This window comes from Thiocapsa sp. (assembly GCF_018399035.1).
Classification (GTDB): domain Bacteria; phylum Pseudomonadota; class Gammaproteobacteria; order Chromatiales; family Chromatiaceae; genus Thiocapsa.
The window spans coordinates 4,711,659-4,731,319 of sequence record NZ_CP073760.1; the positions used below are offsets into that span (position 1 = coordinate 4,711,659).

Sequence of the window (19,661 nt, forward strand, 5' to 3'; positions counted from 1 at the left end):
AAACCAAACCAAAACGCAAGCTCACCCCTGCCGAGAAGGCGGCGAAGAAACGTCGACGTGAAGAGACCATGGTCGTCTTCATGAACGGCAAGCAGAAATGAGCAACGGAAAGATCTACCTGGTGGGCTTAGGTCCCGGCGACATTGCCGAGATGACGGGCCGTGCACGCGCGGCCATCGCGGCATCCGACGTGGTCGTCGGCTATCGGACCTATGTCCGGCTCATCGCCGACCTGCTGAAGGACAAGCAGGTCATCGCGCGCGAGATGGCCGAGGAGCTGGACCGCTGCGGCGAGGCATTGATGCTGGCGCAGGCGGGACAGACCGTCGCGCTGGTCTCCTCCGGCGACGTGGGTGTGTTCGGGATGGCCGGCCCGCTGTTCGAGCTGCTGTTCGAGCAGGGATGGACGCCGGACACGGGGATCGAGGTCGAGGTGGTGCCGGGCGTGACGGCGGCCTCCTCCTGCGCCTCCCTGGTCGGTGCGCCACTGACGCATGACTTCTGCGCCATCTCGCTCTCGGACATGCTGACCCCTTGGCCGGTGATCGCGCGGCGTCTGGAGGCCGCAGCGCGGGCCGATTTCGTCACGGCGCTCTACAACCCCAAGAGCAGTCGGCGGCCGGACCAGCTTCTAGAGGCGCGTGATCTGTTTCTGCGCCATCGCGATCCACTGACACCGGTCGCGGTCGTGCGTGCCGCTTATCGCCAACGCCAGGACGTGCGTCTGACCACCTTGGCCGAGATCGCCGACGGCGAGGTCGGCATGTTGACCAACCTCATCATCGGCAACTCGAACACCTTCGTGCGCGCAGGCATCATGGTCACGCCGCGGGGTTACGGGCTCAAGTATCGGTTGGCCGACGGGACAGCGCGCCCGGGCGAGACGGCACGGGTCTCCTTGTCGAGCGGACTCGAGGGTTGGCGGCACGCCCTGGTCGAGACCGCACTGAGCGAGGGGATCGAGGCCGCCGCTCGGACGCTGGATGCGACCGCGGGTCAGGTCCTGGATGCCTTGTCCGAGGCGCCGATTGCGCCTTGGCGTGTCGTTGGCCACCAAGCGCCCGAAGCGCTCTTGGACGAGGCGCTCGGCTGGCACAATCCGACACTGTGCATGCAATCGCCGGGTGGCGGGTCGGCCGAGCTCAGTCTTGCGGATGCGCGGGTCCAGGCCGATCCGGACAGCATCGCGATCGAGGGCGCGGGCTGGCGCGTCGTCCTGCCCCGGGCGGCACTTGCGGGTCTCTATCGTGTCGGCCTGCCGAGCGGCGAGGGGGTTTGGTTTCAGGATGCCCTGGGCGAGACGCTCTGTCGGATCCAGCGAGGTTAGGCGATTTCCGGTCCGATACCCTAGGTTGTGCTGACGATAGGAAGCACAACTCCGACGGTTGGTTGTGCCTCGCGCGGCTCGGTACAACCTGCGTTCCGGGCGTGACAGCGCCGGAGTCCGGTTGGGCAAAGCTCAGCGTACCCAAGTGCTCCCTGTGATGCCGGCGCGGGTTGGGCACGCTGCGCTTTGCCCGACCTACGGCTTTGTTTTTGAATCGTCACTCTGGAGGCCGGCGTTGCATCGGAGCGGAACTGCGATTCTGGCGCTGACCCGCGGAGGCGCGACGCTGGCGGGTCGGCTTGCGTCTCGGTTGGTGGTCTGCGAGGTCGTCTCCGGGGTCGTCTCCGGGGTCGTCTCCGGGGTCATCGAGGTGTATGTCCAGGAACGGTTTCATCGTTCGCTGGCCCTCGACGACGGCGTGCGGGTGGAGTCGATCGATGGATCGGTTTCCGCGCTCGTGACTCGGCTCTTCGTCGACCGAGCGGAGCTGATCTTCATCGCCTCGGCCGGTGTCGCCGTGCGTCTGATCGCGCCTCTGCTGGCGGATAAAACCCGCGATCCGGCCGTGCTGGTGATCGACGAGGCCGGGCGCTTCGTCGTCCCCCTCCTGTCCGGTCATCTCGGCGGTGCCAATGCGCGCGCGCAGCGGATCGCCGGTCTGCTCGGAGCGACGGCGGTGCTGACCACGTCGTCCGATGTCCAGGGCACGATCGCGGTCGATCTCCTGGGGCGTGAGCTGGGCTGGCGGGTCGAGGCCGATCGCGAGGCTCTGCTGCATGCCGCGGCGGCCGTCGTCAACGGCGAGCCTGTGGTCATCATCGAGGAGGCGTGCGGGCGCGAGTGGTGGGCGTCGGAGCGACCGCTTCCCGCGAATCTTCATCCGGTCGCATCTTGGATCCACGCGGGAGAGGCCGCCGCCTATCTTTGGGTGACGCGCAAGAGGATCGATCCTGAGCTGCGCAGGCGGCTGGGACGACGTCTGGTCGTCTATCGGCCGAATGTGTTGCCCTAAGACCTTAGCCTGCCGACCGGGCGCGCAAGATGTCGTAGGTTCGCTCGAGCGAGGCGGTGATCTCGCGCTCGCGGTCGACGGCAAAGGCCAGGAATGCCTTGGCGATGGTCGAAAGATCGCGCCCCTTCGGGTGGACCAGATACCAGGTCCGCTCGATCGGGAAGCCCTCGACGTCCAACATCGCCAGACGCCCTGCACCTCCGTCGAGCGTCAGGGTGTGTAACGAGAGCGCGGAGATTCCGAGGCCGGCGATGATGGCGTGCTTGATCGCCTCGTTGCTGCCGAGCTCCATGCGCACGTTCGGGCGCAGGCCCCGCTCGGCGAAGCGGCGCACGACCGAGTCGCGGATGCCCGAGCCGGGCTCGCGCAGCAGGAAGCGCTCCTGTGCCAGACGTTCCATCGTGATCCCGGATTGACCGACCAGGGGATGATCGGTTCGCGCCAGGACGATCAAGGGATTGGGTGCGAGAAAGGTCGCCTCGACATCGAGGCCGGCGCGGGCGGGCTCGCCGAAGATGTAGAGATCATCGTCGTTGGCGGCCATCCGCTCGATGATACGCGTGCGGTTGGTGACCTTCAGCGAGACGTCGATGCCGGGAAACTGGTCGCAGAAGGCACCGAGTATCTCGGGAGCGAAGTATTTTGCGGTCGTAATGACGCCGAGACGAAAATGCCCGCTCTTCAGACCCTTGAGGTCGGCGAGCTTGATCTCGAGGTCGGTGAGCGAGCGCAGGATGGTGCGACACGCGGCATAGACCTCGCGTCCGGCATCGGTCGGCTCGACGTTGCGGCCCACGTGCAGGAATAGGGGCGTCCCGACCGTGTCGGTCAGTTTCTTGATCTGCATCGAGACGGTGGGCTGGGTCAAAAACATCTCCTCGGCGGCACGCGTGAAGCTGCCGAGACGGACGATGGCCTCGAGAAGTTGAAGCTGACGCAAGGTGGCGTGTCGCACGAAACGACCGGTTGCCTCGCTTTGGGGCAACCCATTTTTGGTCTGGCTAGACGTGGTCATCCTCTTGCCCTGCTGACGATTGAGCCCGGATCGGGCAGCCGAAGCGGCCATCACCCGGCCGGTGAGCGATCGGATGAATGCGATCGTCGAGGCCGTCGAACCCTTGAATGAACCACGAAGCGGACAACTGCCGGATCTGGGTTGACGGGACGGTGGAGGCTTAGTCCGGCCAGACCCTGCGAGACCGCGATGCCACGATTGTCGGCTGTGCAGTCGTATGGGCGGGTTTTCGGGAGGTGGGTCGTGCGCCGGAGACGATCGCGGAGCGGGGTCCGGAATCGCTCTCCTCCGCGTCCTTGCCGTTTGTCGATGCGGACACGGCGCCGACCGTCGTGGATCGAGGTGTCGCTTTCGACTTGGCGGATGTCCGTCTCGGTGCCGGCAACGGCAATGCACCGATCGGCGTCTCGGCGTCTTCGGGCGTGTCTTCTTTGATTGGCTGATCACTCATCGAGGGTCTTCTCGTTGTCGAGCAGCGCATCGATCTCGCGTGCGAAGTGCCGAAGCGGCTCTCCCACCTCGGTCGCGTCGTCCTCGGCATGGACGGTGATGTTCACGTAGGTTCGCCCGAAGCTCATGTCCGGATAAATGCCGACACGCTCCGAGACGCTCGCCGCCCGATCCAGAAAGTCGCGGGTGGCCTCGTAGTCGGCAAACTCCAGACGGCGTTCGAGGCGTACGGGGCGCTGACGTTCGGTCCAGCCTTGATTCATGACGGGGATCTCTTAAAAGTAGGCCCGTTCGGAGGGGTCACGATAGCGCGGAACGCCAAGTGAGGCCAGCCAGTCATCGATCTCGCGGGCGTGGGCGGACTCCTCGTTCAGGAGCGCCTCGAAGAAGTCACCGTTCTCCCGATCCCCGACGCGTCGGCAGAAGATCACCGCCTCGTGATAAAGGGCGACGATCTCGGCCTCGAGCAGCGAGTCCTGAAGCAGCAGGTCAACCAGAGTGCGCGAGACGCCGGCCGGACGCAGTTGCGAGCCGTTCGGTGCAACGCCCAACGCCAACATCCGCTGGATGATGCGCTCGGCATGCTGCATCTCTTCGACCGTTTCCTCGCGCAGGCGGATGGCCGTCTCCTTCAAGCCCCAAGCCTCGGCGAGCGAGGCCTGGGTCATGTACTGCTGGACTGCGGACAGCTCCAAGCTCAGGGCACGACCGAGATAGCCAAGGGTACGAGGATGAATGCGTACGTGTCTCATGCTTCAACACCCTTGCCGCCGGTATCGAGCGGCTCATGGCTGAACGCCGCTCGATCAGTCGGCGGCCGCCGGCAGGGTCCGGTTCAGGATCGGCTCGACCTCGCGGTGCGGGCGGGCAATGATGTGCGCCGCGACCAGGCCGTCGCCGACGCGCTCGCAGGCATCCGCACCGGCACGCACCGCGGCGTTCACCGCACCTGTCTCGCCGCGCACCAGCACGGTCACGTAACCGCCGCCGACGAACTCGCGCCCGATCAGGCGGACCTCGGCGGCCTTGGTCATGGCATCCGCCGCTTCGATCGCGGGCACCAATCCGCGCGTCTCGATCATCCCCAATGCGATCCCGTAGCTTTCACTGGCCATCTGTGCTCTCCGATTGTTGAGTGTCGTGTTGTTCGTTATAGGTCGGTTGGGCAAGCGCAGCCTGCCCAACCTGCGCCGGCATCGCAGAGAGCAGTAGGGCACGCTGCGCTTTGCCCAACCTACGGCTAGCCACTCGCCACTCGCCACTAACCACTCGCTGTTTGCTCATCGCATATTGCCGACGTCTTCTCAGTCGACGGCCGGGCCGCCGACCGGGAGGATCGGCTCGACCTCGCGGTGCGGGCGGGCAATGATGTGCGCCGCGACCAAGCCGTCGCCGACGCGCTCGCAGGCGTCGGCGCCGGCACGCACGGCGGCATTGACCGCGCCCGTTTCGCCGCGCACCAGCACGGTCACGTAGCCCCCGCCGACGAACTCGCGCCCGATCAGGCGCACCTCGGCGGCCTTGGTCATGGCGTCCGCCGCTTCGATGGCGGGGACCAGTCCGCGGGTCTCGATCATCCCGAGCGCGATTCCGAATTTTTCGTTTGCCATCGTTCGTGTCTCCTCTGTGTACCAAGTCGCCGCGGGCGATGCTGCCCGATCATCTCCAATCCGGATTCAAGGCCGTCCGCCGGTGCGGACAGCGACAGCGGATCCGCTGTCGCTCAAAGGGCCGACGGGTGCACTCAGGCCGCCTTTGCGGCGAGGGCCGCAGTCGGCCGAGCCGCCGCTTCGTCCTGCGCCTCCCAGTGATCGATAATCCCGCCGATCGTCAGATCGGTCAGGATCCCGGCGTCGCCCATCGCGTAACGCGCCGCCGAACCGCTGACCACGAATACCCAGTCGCCGGGTCGGGCGTCCACCGGGTCGGTGGCGACGTACTGCTTGCCTTTCGTGTCCTGCAGGAGCCGCAGATCCCAGTGCCCGAGCCCGTTGACGCGATGCGTGCAGACCAGCGATCCGATGACCTGCCGGATCTCCATCAGTCTGCACCTCGCGACCCGGCGGCACCCGTCTCGGGCGGCCAATGATCGATAATGCCGACGATGGTCAGATCGCTCGGATACTCCTTGCTGCCGGCCGCCTCACGCGCCGCGGAGCTGCCGACACAGATCACCCAGTCGCCGGGCACGCAGCCGACTGAATCGACCGCGACCTGCTGTGTGCTCCCGTCGCGCACCACCAAGAGATGCTTGTGCTCGAATCCCGGGATCCGGTTGGTCGAGACCAGCGGACGTTCGACCTGACAAATCTTCATCAGTGGCCTCCCGCCGCAGGGGCGTTCAGCGAGCTTCCGACGACCTCGATGCCGGCACCCGCGTCGCTGTCGCGCACGACGAGTAGTCGGTGCAGTAGCCCCCGGTCTGCCAAATCGGTAAATCGACCGGCGAGCGCGGCATCGAGCCGGCGACAGCGTGTCACCGCGCGCTCGCGCGCACCGGGCACCCCGCCGTGATAATCGAAGCGGATGACGATCGGGATCGGCAGACCGCGCGAGACATTGAGCCCGCCGAAGATCTTGCGCCCGACGTCCAGATCCGCCGCACCTTCCTCGACCGTGTACAGATAGGCGAAGTAGGTCAGGTTGCGCAGCTGGATCTCTTCGAACCCGATGCCGACACCCATGAAGCGCTCGGCGTGCCCCACATCCGCGTAGTGTCCGCCGTGCACCTGGCGCACATAGTCGATCTGCGACAGGTTGTTCTCGATCAGCCGTGCGACCAACCGGAGCATGCCCGGATCGGCGGTTGCCGGGGCGTGCGCCTTGATCAGCTCGGCGACCCGCGCACGCGCTGCGGTCGGGTCCAGGTCACGCGTGATCGCGTGGACCTTGAGCGCATCGACCGACTGCGTCAGATCCATGTGGCCCTGTCCGTCGGGCACGTGCACCCGGATCGCGTCCGTGTCCGTGTCTAAGCCGATCAGCAGCAGCGCCACCGAGGCACCGCAGCAGAAACCGTTCTCGACCGATTGGCGGAAGGCCAGGAGTCGGTCCAAGGCGGCCTGTGCGGCCGCCGCATCGTTCGACCCGTGGGCCGCGCAGCCCTGGTGATGCGGATCGACCGAGCTGTAGTGATAGATCACCGACTTCAGATAGCGGGTCGGTGCATCCGCGGTGTTCGGTACGCCTTCACGGAATCGACCGAGCTCGACCTCGCCCCACTTGGAGACGGTGTTCTCGACATCGAACAGTCCGCCGGCGTAGGGCTTGCGCCGCACCGCGCCGCAGGGCAGACGCAGCACGTAGCTGATCGCGTGGGCCAAGCGTCCGTCTGCACAGGGCGTGACATCCAACTGATGGAAGCCGCAGTCCTGGAGGAAGCGGTCGAAGTCTCGGACCTCGCGCCCGCCGAGCGGGTCGTTCGCGAAGAAGTCATCGGTCATCCGACCGTAGGTCTCGAACACGCACCAGGCGAACAGACGGCGCAGATCGAGCTGAGTCACCCAGGCGTCCGCAAGCATGTACCCGGGCAGATCGAATCCCAGCTCGGCCCGAGCGATCGACTGGGCCTGCTGCTCGAAGTCGGACTCGTGCTGGAGCGCCGAGATCTGCTTGAGCACGGGCACGATCCGATCGAATGCCGTCTTGATCCGCTCCTCGTAGCGCTGCAGTCTCGCGTTGCCGTCGCGGTCGGTCAGCGGGTGTTGCCCGCTCGGACCCGGAGCCTGTCGGGGCTCCGCTGCCGCAACGCCGACCCGCTTGGTCTGGCGTGCCGTGCGCTTGGCGGCATCGGCACCGGCTGCTCGCGACGGAGGCCGCGGCCGTATCCGTTGACCCCGAGCCTGTGGCGCCGGCTCGGTCGTGGCCGGTGTCGGCCTAGCCGATTCGGCCGTCACCGGCTCAGGCGTCGCTGCGGGCGCACCGAACTCGGACTCGCCTCGCGCACGCGGCCGGTAGGCCGGCACTGCGGGTGCGGGTGCGGATGCCCAGATCAGGCTCGCTCGGGTTGGACGGCGTTGGCTCGACATGACCTCTTTGTCTCGTCAGGTTCCGGTGTTGGCTTGCATTCGGCTCGGTCGGGCAGACCCGATCCCTCGTGCCGGTCGCTCGTGCGGGGCTCAGCCCCGCGCTCCACCCGAGTAGGTGATGAGCGACCCGCGGTCCGTGTTGCCGCTGGCCCCGGTCACCCGACTCACCGGCGCCGGAAGCTCCTCGTTGCGTTTGGGCTTGACGGTGGCCATCGCGGCCATCGGACCCGGGCGGGTCGGGTTGCGGCGCCGTGCCGAGGGACCCTCGGTCCCGGTGACACGCTCGCCACGCTCCCAATCGTCACCCGTGATCTTTTTCCCGGCGGTTTGGCCCTCGCCCGTCACGCGGGAGCGGACCGCTGCCGGAGACGTGTCGGCTCCTGCCGTCTCGGCAGGCGCCATCTGCAGGAGGTTTCCCGGCACGGACGAGACACGGTCGAAGCGAAACTGCTCAGTGCCCGTGATCTTGCCCGTGCCCATCCCAAAAGGGCCGGTAATCCGCCCCTCCTGCTCATAGAGGGTGCCCGTCACACCGCTTACTTGACTCGGCTGAAACGCCTGGCGTGCCGGCGACGCGACGCTGAAGCTCTGCCAGGGCGCGGCCTCGATTGGCTGAGGCAGCGGCTGCGGGAAATCGCTGTGACCGGGCAGGGCACCGCTTCCGCAGGTCTCCTCGATCTGGTCGATCCCGATGTAAGGCGTACCGCTGATCTCCTCGCAAGCACCCCTGGCCGCACCTGTCATGGCCCCGCCGATCCCCGGCTGGATGCCGGTCATGCGTGCTGCCATCGCCGCTGCCATCGGGCGCATCCGCTCGGCGATCAGGCGCTGCTGCTCGGGGGCGCAATAGGTCGCCGTCTGCTCCAGTCCGGCATAGGGCGTGCCGGTGACCGCCTTGCAGGTGCCGGGCTCGTCACCCGTGACCCGACCCGAGCGCCCGGTCTGGGTGCCGGAGACCGACAGCCCCTTGCGGGTCGAGGACAGCCCGACCTTCGGTGCCTCCATCGGGGCCGGCTGAATGCCGCAGAACTCTTTGTACTGTTCGGCGCCGATATACTCGTCGCCGGTCACCAGCCGACAGCTGCCGGGCTCGTCGCCGGTCAGCTTCGCACTGCGCCCGACCCGGGTGCCGGTCACGGAACCGCCGCCGAGTGTCTGCGTCAGGTTGACCTTCGGCGGCGCCTTCTTCAGATCGGGCAGGTCACTGTTGGCCGAGGACATGTACTGGCTGCCGGTCGGCTGGATGCCCGCGCCGTGCTCGTTGCCCGTGACCTTGGGCGAGAGGCCCGGGAGGACACCCGAGACGGCGCGGCCGCCGGTGGTTTGGGTCCGCCCGGTCTGACGCGGGTTCGGCGTCAACTGGGTCCCGCAGAATGCGCTTGCCTGCTCGGCCGACAGATACTCCGTACCGGTCACGCTCTTGCAGGTACCGGGCTCGTCGCCCGTCACCCGGCTCGAGCGTCCCACCGCGTTGCCGGTCACCGCGTTGCCGTGACTTGTCGTGGTGACGTGAACCTTCGGGGCCTGTTTGGGTGGCTCGGCCTGGCAGAACTCGCGGAAGATCTCCGCACCCATGTATTCGGTACCCGTGACCTCGCGACACACGCTCGGCTCGTCGCCCGTCACCGAGCGACTGCGCCCGACCCGGGTGCCGGTCACGAATTGACCTTGCGCGGTCTCGCTCAGACCGACCTTCCAGGGCTGATCTTCGGCTCCGCCGACCGGACGCTCGCGCCCGGGCCTGACCCGGCCCGTGGCTTGGACCTTGCGCGTCCCGGCCGAGCCTGCGGCACTGCGATGGGCGCGGACGGTCTGCGCGAGATCGCGCCCGGACAGCTGCGGGTTCGCCTGCCGCGCGAGACTCGCCGTCGTGGCCGGCGTATTGACCGCGGCTTTGCCGCGCCCGGAGGTGGCGGAGCGTCGGGCGAGCGCCAGCATGCGCCCCGTGGGCTTGATGGCGGTGATGCGCTTGCCGTTGCGGCGCGACCCGTTGGACGAATTGGTCGAGGTGCCGAGGGACGATGCGCCCCGGCGATCCGACGAGAGGCGCGCAGCATCCGTCATCGAGCCGCGCTCCTCCGTCGTTTCGGGGTTTCCGCCGCAGCCACATCCGCAGTCCGATCCCTCGTTGCGAGCGGCCTTGGCCGGCGCCTTCGGTGTCGGGACGCGCGTTCGATCCGCCCTGCGGTCTGCCCGCTTGCCGGCCTTGGACAGCGCCTCGCGCCGAGCCCTCGCCTCCGCGCGACTGGATCCGGAGGCCGACACCGGCGCTTGAACGCGCCGAGCAGGCGAGACGACCCTGGATGCCGAGAGAGCCGAGGCGGCGCCGATCGACATCGCGCCGGACATCGACTCCGCCGCGGCAGCCGGAGCGGCCTGCGGAGCCGCCAGACGCCGGGCTGGGCCGACGTCGGGTGTGCGGCTGCGCTCGGCCGCCCCTGCGGCGGCGCTGGTTCGCTTGCCCTGAGTGGACAAGGCACGGCGGCGTGCCAGGGCCGCCTCGCGGCCGCTCGATCTCAGATTCGCATTGCTAGCCATGGTCGTTCCCTTGGACGTGGAGCGCATGAGCCGTGATCGCGACGGAGGGTCGGAACCCTGACTCCGTTCGCATCAGCGGCTCGGCGATCACGCCGCCCGCTCGGTGTTGAAACACTGGATCTCGGGTACTCGGCACCGTTCGGTCGGGCGGTGCTTGGAAGCAACGCTCGACCTCGACTGCCGTGAGCCTTGCGATCAGCCGCGACCCTCGAACACCACGAAGCAGGAGCCCTGGCTCTGGGTGTAATTGTCGTAGCCGGTGACACGGACATGGTGATCCGGGTAGGAACGATGGCACGCCTCGAGCTCACTCACCACCTGGGCCAAGTCGGTCACCCCGAAGAAGGGCAGCTTCCACATGGTCCAATAGTGGTTCGTGGCTTTGCTGGGATGGATATGCTCGATACCCGGCGTCCAACCCTGGGCGATGATGTAGGCGATCTGATCGAAGATCTCCTCTTGGGTCATCGGCGGCAGAAACCCGAAGGTCTCCAGGGTGTGCTTTGTCTGGTAGTCGCCCGTGGTGCTTTGGAAAGGCATGGTTTCGGTCCTCGTTGTGCGAATGCGTTGGGTTCGAGTGAGTGGATCAGAGCTTCCAGCTGCCGGCCTCCAGCTTCCAGCCTCCTGCTATCAGCTGCTGCCGGGGTTGAGTCCCCCGCCACGCGGCGAGTCGCTTTGCGACTTTGCCTTGGCGGACTCGGATCTCAGCCCGGGCCATCCCGAGCAGGAGGCCGGAGGCTGGCGGCTTGCCCTTAACCCACGTCGAGCTTGTCGACCGTGTCGAACTCGAACTTGATCTCTTTCCAGGTCTCCATGGCGATCGCGAGCTCGGGGCTGTGCTTGGCGGCTCCGGTCATGATCTCGCGGGCTTCCTTCTCGAGCTCGCGACCCTCGTTGCGGGCCTTGATGCAGGCCTCCAGAGCGACACGGTTGGCTGCGGCGCCGGCGGCGTTGCCCCAGGGATGCCCTTGGGTACCGCCACCGAATTGAAGCACCGAGTCGTCGCCGAAGATGGTGACCAGCGCCGGCATGTGCCAGACGTGGATACCGCCTGAGGCGACGGCGAAGACGCCGGGCATGGAGCCCCAGTCCTGGTCGAAGAAGATGCCGCGGGCGCGGTCTTCGGGGATGAAGGACTCGCGCAGCAGGTCGACGAAGCCGAGCGTGGAGCCGCGGTCGCCCTCGAGCTTACCCACGACCGTGCCGGTATGCAGGTGGTCGCCGCCCGACAGACGCAGGCACTTGGCCAGCACGCGGAAGTGGATACCGTGCTTGGGGTGACGGTCGATGACCGCGTGCATGGCACGATGGATGTGCAGCAGCATGCCGTTCTTGCGGCACCACTTGGCCAGACCCGTGTTGGCGGTAAAACCACCGGTCAGGAAGTCGTGCATGATGATCGGCTGGCCCAGCTCCTTGGCGAACTCGGCGCGCTCGTACATCTGCTCCGGATCCGGAGCGGTGACGTTCAGGTAGTGGCCCTTGCGCTCGCCGGTCTCGCCTTGCGCGGCGGAAACGGCTTCGGCGACGAACTCGAAGCGGTTCTGCCAGCGCATGAAGGGCTGGGAGTTGACGTTCTCGTCGTCTTTGGTCAGGTCGAGGCCGCCGCGCAAGCACTCGTAGACCGCGCGACCATAGTTCTTGGCCGACAGACCGAGCTTGGGCTTGATGGTGGCGCCCAGGAGCGGACGACCGTACTTGTTGAGCTTGTCGCGCTCGACCTGGATACCGCTCGGCGGTCCCATGCAGGTTTTGACGTAGGCGATGGGGAACCGGATGTCCTCCAGGCGCAAATGACGCAGCGCCTTGAATCCGAACACGTTGCCGACGAGCGAGGTGAGGACGTTGACGACGGAGCCTTCCTCGAAGAGATCGATCGGATAGGCGATGAAGGCGTAAAATGCCTCCTTGTCGCCGGGCACGTCTTCGATGCGATAGGCGCGACCCTTGTAGAACTCGAGATCGGTCAGGAGCTCCGACCACACCGTACTCCAGGTCCCGGTCGAGGACTCCGCGGCCACGGCGGCGGCGACCTCTTCGCGCGGCACGCCGGGCTGCCCGGTGCATTTGAAGCAGGCCAAGAGGTCGGTGTCGAGGGGGACATAGTCCGGCGTCCAGTACATGGCCCGGTATTCTTTGACACCGGCATCGTAGGTCTTCACGCTCATCGTCAGCTCCTGTGGTCTGTGCCTGATCCGCCTCGCCTGCGGAGGCCGTTTCGAACTCTGGGTGTAACCTTACTCTAAGGCGAGGTATAGAAAATATTCAATAATCTCTATTGGTGACATCGGCGATTGTCTATATATTTCGGCGGTGCCTTAACCCCGGTGTGAAAGTTTATTGCCTGTTGCTGATAGGGTAATCGATTCGTCGTCCGCGTATCTATAGATATTTCTCGATGCAGCACTTGAGAAACTTCGATTATCGCTTACCACACGCGGGCCGGATACTAGCGACTCGTCTACAGTTGACGACTTCGGAGTAGAGCATGCGCGTACTGAACGAGATCCGTTTCGACAATCTTCGCGGTGACCTCTTCGGCGGTGTCACCGCCGCCGTCATCGCCCTGCCGATGGCGCTCGCGTTCGGGGTCGCGTCCGGGGCGGGCGCCGAGGCCGGGCTCTACGGCGCGGTTCTGATCGGTCTGTTCGCGGCGCTGTTCGGGAGCACACCCACGCTCATCTCCGAGCCGACCGGCCCGATGACGGTGGTCTTCACCGCCGTCATCGCCTCGCTGATCGCCGCCAACCCGGAGCAGGGCATGGCGATGGCGTTCACGGTTGTCATGCTGACGGGCCTCTTCCAGATGGCGTTCGGGGCGATGAAGCTCGGGCGCTATGTCACCATGATGCCCTTCACGGTGATCTCCGGATTCATGTCGGGGATCGGGATCATCCTGATCATCCTGCAGCTGCCGGGGCTCATCGGTCAGGCGGCGCCGGGTGGCGGGGTGATCGGGACCCTACAGGCCCTGCCGGAGATGATTCGTGCAATCGATCCGCAGGAGGCGATCCTGGCGGGTCTGACCCTTGCGATACTGTTCCTGATGCCGGCGCGGGTCAAACGGATTCTCCCGCCGCAACTGGTCGCGCTGGTCGTCGGCACCCTCATTGCGGTCTGGTGGCTGGGTGATCAGGATATCCGTCGCATCGGCGAGATTCCATCCGGACTTCCCTCGCTGCAGCTGCCGGTGTTCACCGCGGACCAATGGCAGGTCATTTTGATCGATGCGCTCGTTTTGGCGATGCTCGGCTCGGTGGATGCCCTGTTGACCGCGGTGATCGCAGGCAGCTTGACCCGCAAGCAGATCGACTCGGACAAAGAGCTGTTCGGGCAGGGCGTCGGCAACCTGGCCTCCGGATTGTTCGGCGGTCTGCCCGGGGCGGGGGCGACCATGGGGACGGTCGTGAACATCCAGGCCGGCGGTCGGACCGCACTCTCGGGTTTGACCCGGGCGGCGATCCTGGCCGTGGTGGTGATCTGGGCGGGTGCCCTGACCGCAAACATCCCCTTGGCGGTGCTCGCGGGTATCGCGGTGAAGGTCGGTATCGACATCATCGACTGGGGCTTCCTGGCCCGCGCCCATCGGGTGTCGATGAAGGGCGCCTTGATCACCTACGGCGTGATCGTGATGACGGTCTTCGTCGATCTGATTACGGCGGTGGCGATCGGCCTCTTCGTGGCCAATGTTCTGACCATCCGACGTCTGGCCGACGTGCAGGAAGAGTCGGTCTGCGTGCTCCCGGCGCGGCGCAAGAGCGACGAGGCGTCCTGCGCCGGTCTGTCGTGCGAGGAGCGCTCGCTGCTCGCTCAAGGTCGCGGTCGGGTGAAGATTCTCTATCTCAGCGGCCCGCTGGTCTTCGGTGCCGCGGCCGCCATCAGTCGTCAGAGTCCGAAGCTCGAAGGCGCACAGTCGATCGTCATCGATCTGAGTCAAGTCCCGCACATGGGGGTGACCACTGCGGTTGCGGTGGAGTCGACGGTCCGCGATGCGCTCGCGCAAGGCCACGCGGTCTACATGGCCGGTGTGCACGGCCAGCCGCGCGAGCGTTTGGAGCACCTGGGTTTACGTGGGGTCATGCGCGAGGATCGCTGGGTCGAGGATCGCGAGTCGGCGTTGACACTGGCGTTGGAGCAGTTGCCGCCGCGGTAGCTCCGAGCCGGCGGGTCGAGAATTGTGCAACGGGCCGTCTTGCCCTCGGGGTTTGTCGCCAATACCTCCGTGCCAACGCGGTATCACGGGATGAACGAGGAAACGACGATGGTGCGTGCAACCGAAACGGCGATCCGCTGGGTCGAGCAAGGCAAGGTCCCCGACAGCGTGACGCGCAGCGGCATTCGTGCCTTGCTGCGCGGACGTCTGGCGACCTTGCCGACGGAGGATTGCGAGGCGGCGATGCGCGAGAAGCGCGACTTCATCGCCATGATGGACGCCTCGCCGATCGCGGAGGTGCCCGAGCGTGCGAACGAGCAGCACTACGAGCTGCCGGCATCCTTTTTCGATCTTGTGTTGGGGCCGCGTCGCAAGTACAGCTCCTGTTACTGGCCCGAGAGCATCACGTCGCTCGAAGAGGCGGAAGAGGCGTCCTTGCGGATCACGGCGGAGCGTGCCGGGATCCAAGACGGCGATCGGGTGTTGGAGTTGGGTTGCGGCTGGGGCGCATTGAGCCTGTACCTGGCCGAGCGGTTTCCGAGCTCCCGGATCACCGGGGTCTCGAACTCGAGCGGGCAACGCACCTTCATCGAGGCGGAGCGGGACCGACGGGGTCTGACGAACCTGGAGATCGTCACGGCGGACATGAACGACTTTCAGGCCGACGGCCCGTACGATCGAATCGTCTCGCTGGAGATGTTCGAGCACATGCGCAACCATCGCAAGCTGTACGCCCGAGTCCACGATTGGCTCAAGCCGGGCGGGCATTTTCTGATGCACATCTTCGTTCACCGCGAGCACCCCTATCCCTTCGAGGACGTCGGCCCGAGCGACTGGATGAGTCATTATTTCTTCGCAGGCGGTATCATGCCGAGCGACGATCTGCCGCTACACTTTCAGGAGGATCTCAGGCTGCTGACGCGCTGGCGCTGGGATGGCCGGCACTACGAGCGCACGCTCAATGCCTGGTTGGAACGGATGGATGCCGCACGCGATCGGATCTGGCCGATCCTGGAGGAGACCTACGGGAAGGGTCAAGCGGGGGTCTGGTGGATGCGCTGGCGGCTCTTCTTCATGGCCTGCGCGGAGCTGTTCGGGTATCGAAAGGGGCAGGAGTGGTATGTGAGTCACTATCTGTTCGAGCGTCCGGTCTGAGTCCGGCTTGGGTCCGGCTTGGTCCGGCCGGCCGGTCACCGCCGCTGAAAGGCGTTTGACCGGCGGGCCGGTGACTGCGGCCTCGATCAGGCCTTAACGTCCTTGTTGGTGTTGATCTTCAGCGGCATGTAAGCGGGGCAGGTACCGACGGCGCCGGTCGCGAGCACGACCAAGCCGATGATCGAGAAGAGCATCGTGCTGGTGACGATGCCCAGGAACACCAGCACACCGCCGGCAGCCATACGGATGTTACGATCGGTTTTACCAACATTTTTGATCAGGGTCATGAAGTCAACTCCATTCTGTAAAATGAAAAAAGAGAGCGAGCGTGCGCCGAGCTTCGCCGATGGTGCGGGAATTTCGAGGCTGTTCCGGATGGATTCGCCCGTGTGGCTCGGCCGCTCCTGCATCGGTGACCTTCGGCGGGAACGGATACAGTATACCTATTCCCGGCCGCGGGGTTCGTTGCGATCCGGCAATCGGTGCCGGCGATCGCCCTGCGAGCGCGACTCTGCGCAAGCGGTTGATGCCTTCGTGGGATCCCCGGCGCTGCACTTGGTTCCCCGATGACCTCGGCTTCTCTCCCGAGCCAGCGGCTTCGTCGTGCCGCCCGCATCATCGCCGGCGGCGGCGTGGTCGCCTATCCGACAGAGGCCGTGTTCGGCCTGGGTTGCGATCCCCGGAACGGCGCTGCGGTCGCGCGGATTCTGAGCATGAAGCGCCGTGATGTCGCCAAGGGATTGATCCTGATCGGCGCGGATCCGAGTCAGCTCGAACCCTTCGTCCTGCCGCTCGCCGCCGATCGGATGGCGGAGATCCGAGCCAGCTGGCCGGGTCCGAACACCTGGTTGCTGCCGGCGCGGTCCGAGACCCCGTGTTGGCTCACCGGGCATTTCGACACCCTGGCAGTTCGGGTCACGCGACATCCGCTCGCCGCCGCGCTTTGCCGCACCTACGGAGGCGCCATCGTCTCCACGAGTGCGAATCAAGCCAGCAGACGACCGGCCCGGACGGCATTGCAGGTCCGCTTGGCGCTCGACGAGCCTCCGGACATGATCCTCGCCGGGGCCTGTGTGGGCTCGGATCAGCCGTCCTGTATCCGCGACGGGCGGACGGGGCGGATGCTGAGGGCCTGATCGGTCGAGGGTGGGCACGATGGCACTCGGGGCAGTACCCGAAAAAAGCCGCCGGTTCGACGACGGCGGCGACATAAGGCCCGAGTTGCGCGGAAGGCGAGGAATCTCACACGTGCGAAGCCTCAACGCCGCTGTCGGAAGGTCCAGGGTGTCTGGTGGTCCCCCGGCGTCGCCCAGATCCCCATCGAAGCGGCCCGTGCCTTGCGCTCGGCGCGGAAGAATCGCGACTCCTCGCAAAAGCGAGGATAGACCGCAGCCTGTCCCTGTTTGACCTGCTCGAGGTTCAGCGAGAGTCGCTCACCGTCGGCGGTGTACACCTCCGCCACCGTTCGTCCGAAGCGGTCGGTCTCGATGGGCCGCATCTCGACCCGATTCGTGGCGATCCGCTTCAGGTGTGCCCGCGACCGATTGCCCCAAGGCTTTTGGCCCTTCTCGGGCGCGTCGATACAGTACAGGCGGACCTCGACGGACCTGCCGCCGCAGGTCAGCCGGAGCGAATCTCCATCCAGCACCTGACCCAAGGTGCAGAGTCGACCTGAACCGGCGAATGACCAGTCGATCGGGATCAGACCCGGTCCCCAGCGTTCGATGACCCAAGCGCCGGTCACGGCCAGCGCGATCAGAAGGCTCGAGAGGGCAGTGCGACGACCTCGCCACCAACGGCTCATCGGCGCGCTCGCCGCGGCATCCAGCCGTCAGCCATTGAGCCACAAATGCACGACGATGCTCGCGAAATACCCCAAGGCGATCTCGGGCGTCCATCGCAGATGCGCGAAAAAGGTATAGACACCGCGGGCTTGTCCCATCAGCGCAACGCCGGCCGCCGACCCGATCGAGAGCAGCGAGCCGCCGACGCCGGCGGTCAGGGTGACCAGGAGCCACTGCGCCTGATCCATGTCCGGATTCATGGTCAGGACGGCGAACATGACCGGAATGTTGTCGACCACGGCCGATAGAAGACCGACGGCGACATTGGCCGCGATCGGCCCCCATTGTTGATACATGACATCCGAGGCCATGCCGAGATAGCCGATGAACCCGAGTCCGCCGACACAAAGCACGACGCCGTAGAAAAACAGCAGGGTGTCCCACTCGGCGCGTGCGACCTTGTTGAAGACATCGAAGGGCGTGATGTCGCCGATCAGATTCGCGCGCTCGGCATTGCGCTGTCGCCAGCCGTGATGGCTCATCCGAAGATAAAAGCCGAAGAATTGCAGATATCCGAGCCCGGTCAGCATGCCGATGACCGGCGGTAGGTGCAGAAAGTTGTGGAAGGCGACCGCTGTCGCGATCGTCAGCAGGAACAGCAGGATGATGCGCCTGGCGCCGCGTCGCATGTGGATGTCCACCGACGCCGACGCCGACGCCGTTTCGGGCTTGGTGTCGGGCACGGCGTGGTGCATGAAGAGAGCGGGTATCAGGAAATTCACCAGCGCCGGAATAAAAAGATCGAAGAAGCCGAAGAAATCGATGATGCCCTTCTGCCAGACCATCAGGGTCGTGATGTCGCCGAAGGGACTGAAGGCCCCGCCTGCGTTCGCCGCGACCACGATGTTGATGCACGCCAGGGTCACGAAGCGGGTGTTGTCGCCGCCGACCGCCATGACGACGGCGCACATCAAAAGCGCCGTCGTCAGGTTGTCCGCCACGGGCGAGATGCAGAACGCCAGTCCGCCCGTCATCCAGAAGAGCGCACGGAGACCGAAGCCCTTGCGGATCAACCAGGAGCGCAAGGCATCGAACACCTGCCGCTCCTGCATGGCGTTGATATAGGTCATCGCCACCAGCAGGAAGAGCATCAGCTCCGAGTATTCGAGCAGGTTGTGCCGTACCGCCGCCTCGGCCTCGTGGGTGAGACCGTTCCGGGAATAGACGTAGGCGATCAGTGCCCAGATGAGTCCGGCCGCGATGATGACCGGCTTGGACTTGCGCAGGTGCAGGAACTCCTCGGCCATCACCAGAATGTAGGCGAGGACGAAGATGATCAGGGCCGCATAGCCGACGGAGTGCGCGGTCAAGTCGATCCACTGCCCGGACTCGCCCGCGAGCGAGAGGCCCGGCACGAGCAGAGCAAAAAGACCCATGAAGGGCAAAAGCGAAAGGCGTCCGGAGACACGCATGATCATGAATCCTGCTGGGGTGGGGTGTCGAAGGCGTGGGCGAGCGGGTCGGTATTGAAGTCGACCGCGCGCGCTATCCTCGAGCGTCTGCGTCTGCGTCTGCGTTGGCCGTCCTGTGCCGCAAGCGCCGTCGACCGACGCGACACGCCGCAAACCTCCGCGCGCCGACGGCGGTGCTCACGATACTAGCGGATTCATCAAGCGCCAAGCGGGTTTTACATGGAACAACAACACAAGACCTTGACCATGACCCTTCTGATGACACCCGACATGGCCAATTTTTCGGGCCATGTTCACGGGGGTGCGACCCTGCGGCTTCTCGACCAGGTCGCCTATGCCTGCGCCGCGCGCTATTCGAACCACTACGTGGTCACCCTATCGGTGGACCAGGTCTTCTTTCGGCAACCGCTGCGCGTGGGCGAGCTCGTCACCTGTCTGGCCTCGGTCAACTACACCGGCAACACCTCCATGGAGGTCGGGATCCGGGTCATCGCCGAAGACATCATCCACAAGACCACCCGTCACGCCATGACATCCTACTTCACGATGGTCGCGGTCGATGACCAGGGACGCCCCGTGAAGGTGCCTGAGCTGCAGATCGAAACCCCCAACGAGCGTCGCCGCTACGAAAGCGCAGCCCTGCGGCGGGAGTTCCGGCGCGAGATCGAGCGGCGCAACGACGAGATTCGCCAGGTGCATAAGTGTCGGGCGGGGGAGTTGTGACAAT

General features: G+C 65.6%; 20 protein-coding genes. 6 read left to right on the plus strand and 14 right to left on the minus strand.

Translation table 11 applies throughout. From position 1 onward, the window contains the following. Nucleotides 1-97 precede the first annotated feature (97 nt). Nucleotides 98-1,327 (plus strand): precorrin-3B C(17)-methyltransferase, encoded by a 1,230-nt coding sequence (cobJ, locus tag KFB96_RS21485; protein ID WP_213456943.1) that lies wholly within the window; start codon nt 98-100, stop codon nt 1,325-1,327. Between the two features lie 235 nt (nt 1,328-1,562). After that, nucleotides 1,563-2,339 carry a cobalamin biosynthesis central domain-containing protein gene (locus KFB96_RS21490; protein WP_213465774.1) on the plus strand — a complete coding sequence of 259 codons (777 nt, stop codon included), beginning with the start codon at nt 1,563-1,565 and terminating at the stop codon, nt 2,337-2,339. Nucleotides 2,340-2,343: 4 nt separating this feature from the next. Here the strand turns inward: KFB96_RS21490 and KFB96_RS21495 are convergent, their stop codons facing one another. The 11 genes from KFB96_RS21495 to KFB96_RS21545 form a co-directional block, all read right to left on the minus strand. Next, complete coding sequence (locus tag KFB96_RS21495; protein WP_213456937.1) at nt 2,344-3,354, minus strand: LysR family transcriptional regulator; 1,011 nt, start codon at nt 3,352-3,354, stop codon at nt 2,344-2,346. A 443-nt stretch (nt 3,355-3,797) separates the two neighbouring features. Beyond that, on the minus strand, nt 3,798-4,067 hold the full coding sequence (locus KFB96_RS21500) for a 4a-hydroxytetrahydrobiopterin dehydratase (protein ID WP_213456935.1): 270 nt from the start codon (nt 4,065-4,067) through the stop codon (nt 3,798-3,800). Between the two features lie 12 nt (nt 4,068-4,079). Further along, nucleotides 4,080-4,556, minus strand: a complete 477-nt coding sequence (locus KFB96_RS21505; RefSeq protein ID WP_213456933.1) for a ferritin-like domain-containing protein — start codon at nt 4,554-4,556, stop codon at nt 4,080-4,082. 54 nt (nt 4,557-4,610) lie between these two features. Then, complete coding sequence (locus KFB96_RS21510) at nt 4,611-4,919, minus strand: BMC domain-containing protein (protein WP_093036077.1); 309 nt, start codon at nt 4,917-4,919, stop codon at nt 4,611-4,613. Between the two features lie 189 nt (nt 4,920-5,108). Next, nucleotides 5,109-5,414, minus strand: coding sequence for a BMC domain-containing protein (locus KFB96_RS21515; protein WP_093036074.1), 306 nt, complete (start codon nt 5,412-5,414; stop codon nt 5,109-5,111). 134 nt (nt 5,415-5,548) lie between these two features. After that, a complete protein-coding gene (locus KFB96_RS21520) occupies nt 5,549-5,845 on the minus strand; it encodes a carboxysome peptide B (RefSeq protein WP_213456931.1) in 297 nt (98 codons plus the stop codon). Then, nucleotides 5,845-6,120 carry a carboxysome peptide A gene (locus tag KFB96_RS21525; RefSeq protein ID WP_213456929.1) on the minus strand — a complete coding sequence of 92 codons (276 nt, stop codon included), beginning with the start codon at nt 6,118-6,120 and terminating at the stop codon, nt 5,845-5,847. Before KFB96_RS21525 ends, KFB96_RS21520 begins: the two co-directional genes overlap by 1 nt. Continuing rightward, entirely contained in the window at nt 6,120-7,832 is a 1,713-nt protein-coding gene (locus tag KFB96_RS21530; RefSeq protein WP_300970700.1) for a carboxysome shell carbonic anhydrase, read from the minus strand. Before KFB96_RS21530 ends, KFB96_RS21525 begins: the two co-directional genes overlap by 1 nt. Before the next feature lie 90 nt (nt 7,833-7,922). Further along, the gene (locus KFB96_RS21535) at nt 7,923-10,370 is read right to left on the minus strand and encodes a CsoS2 family carboxysome shell protein (RefSeq protein ID WP_300970701.1); all 2,448 of its coding nucleotides are present in this window, start codon (nt 10,368-10,370) and stop codon (nt 7,923-7,925) included. Nucleotides 10,371-10,565: 195 nt separating this feature from the next. Further along, nucleotides 10,566-10,910, minus strand: coding sequence for a ribulose bisphosphate carboxylase small subunit (locus KFB96_RS21540; RefSeq protein ID WP_213456927.1), 345 nt, complete (start codon nt 10,908-10,910; stop codon nt 10,566-10,568). Between the two features lie 212 nt (nt 10,911-11,122). Beyond that, a complete protein-coding gene (locus KFB96_RS21545; protein ID WP_213456925.1) occupies nt 11,123-12,538 on the minus strand; it encodes a form I ribulose bisphosphate carboxylase large subunit in 1,416 nt (471 codons plus the stop codon). 320 nt (nt 12,539-12,858) lie between these two features. Here KFB96_RS21545 and KFB96_RS21550 point away from each other — a divergent pair, with 320 nt between their 5' ends. Together KFB96_RS21550 and KFB96_RS21555 are read left to right on the plus strand one after the other, a co-directional pair. Further along, nucleotides 12,859-14,523, plus strand: a complete 1,665-nt coding sequence (locus KFB96_RS21550; RefSeq protein WP_213456923.1) for a SulP family inorganic anion transporter — start codon at nt 12,859-12,861, stop codon at nt 14,521-14,523. Nucleotides 14,524-14,631: 108 nt separating this feature from the next. Further along, nucleotides 14,632-15,678: a cyclopropane-fatty-acyl-phospholipid synthase family protein gene (locus tag KFB96_RS21555; RefSeq protein WP_213457073.1), complete on the plus strand. Its 1,047-nt coding sequence runs from the start codon at nt 14,632-14,634 to the stop codon at nt 15,676-15,678. Between the two features lie 86 nt (nt 15,679-15,764). On the opposite strand, the gene KFB96_RS27675 is transcribed toward KFB96_RS21555, so the two are convergent. Continuing rightward, nucleotides 15,765-16,088 (minus strand): DUF2892 domain-containing protein, encoded by a 324-nt coding sequence (locus tag KFB96_RS27675; RefSeq protein ID WP_366931460.1) that lies wholly within the window; start codon nt 16,086-16,088, stop codon nt 15,765-15,767. 156 nt (nt 16,089-16,244) lie between these two features. Here KFB96_RS27675 and KFB96_RS21565 point away from each other — a divergent pair, with 156 nt between their 5' ends. Next, on the plus strand, nt 16,245-16,814 hold the full coding sequence (locus KFB96_RS21565; protein ID WP_213456921.1) for a Sua5/YciO/YrdC/YwlC family protein: 570 nt from the start codon (nt 16,245-16,247) through the stop codon (nt 16,812-16,814). A gap of 122 nt (nt 16,815-16,936) precedes the next feature. Here KFB96_RS21565 and KFB96_RS21570 read toward each other — a convergent pair whose 3' ends face one another. Together KFB96_RS21570 and nhaD are read right to left on the minus strand one after the other, a co-directional pair. Then, nucleotides 16,937-17,482 (minus strand): thermonuclease family protein, encoded by a 546-nt coding sequence (locus KFB96_RS21570; protein WP_213456920.1) that lies wholly within the window; start codon nt 17,480-17,482, stop codon nt 16,937-16,939. Between the two features lie 27 nt (nt 17,483-17,509). Further along, nucleotides 17,510-18,934 (minus strand): sodium:proton antiporter NhaD, encoded by a 1,425-nt coding sequence (nhaD, locus tag KFB96_RS21575; RefSeq protein WP_213456918.1) that lies wholly within the window; start codon nt 18,932-18,934, stop codon nt 17,510-17,512. 219 nt (nt 18,935-19,153) lie between these two features. Here nhaD and KFB96_RS21580 point away from each other — a divergent pair, with 219 nt between their 5' ends. Further along, entirely contained in the window at nt 19,154-19,657 is a 504-nt protein-coding gene (locus KFB96_RS21580; protein ID WP_213456916.1) for an acyl-CoA thioesterase, read from the plus strand. The last annotated feature ends 4 nt before the right edge of the window (nt 19,658-19,661 follow it).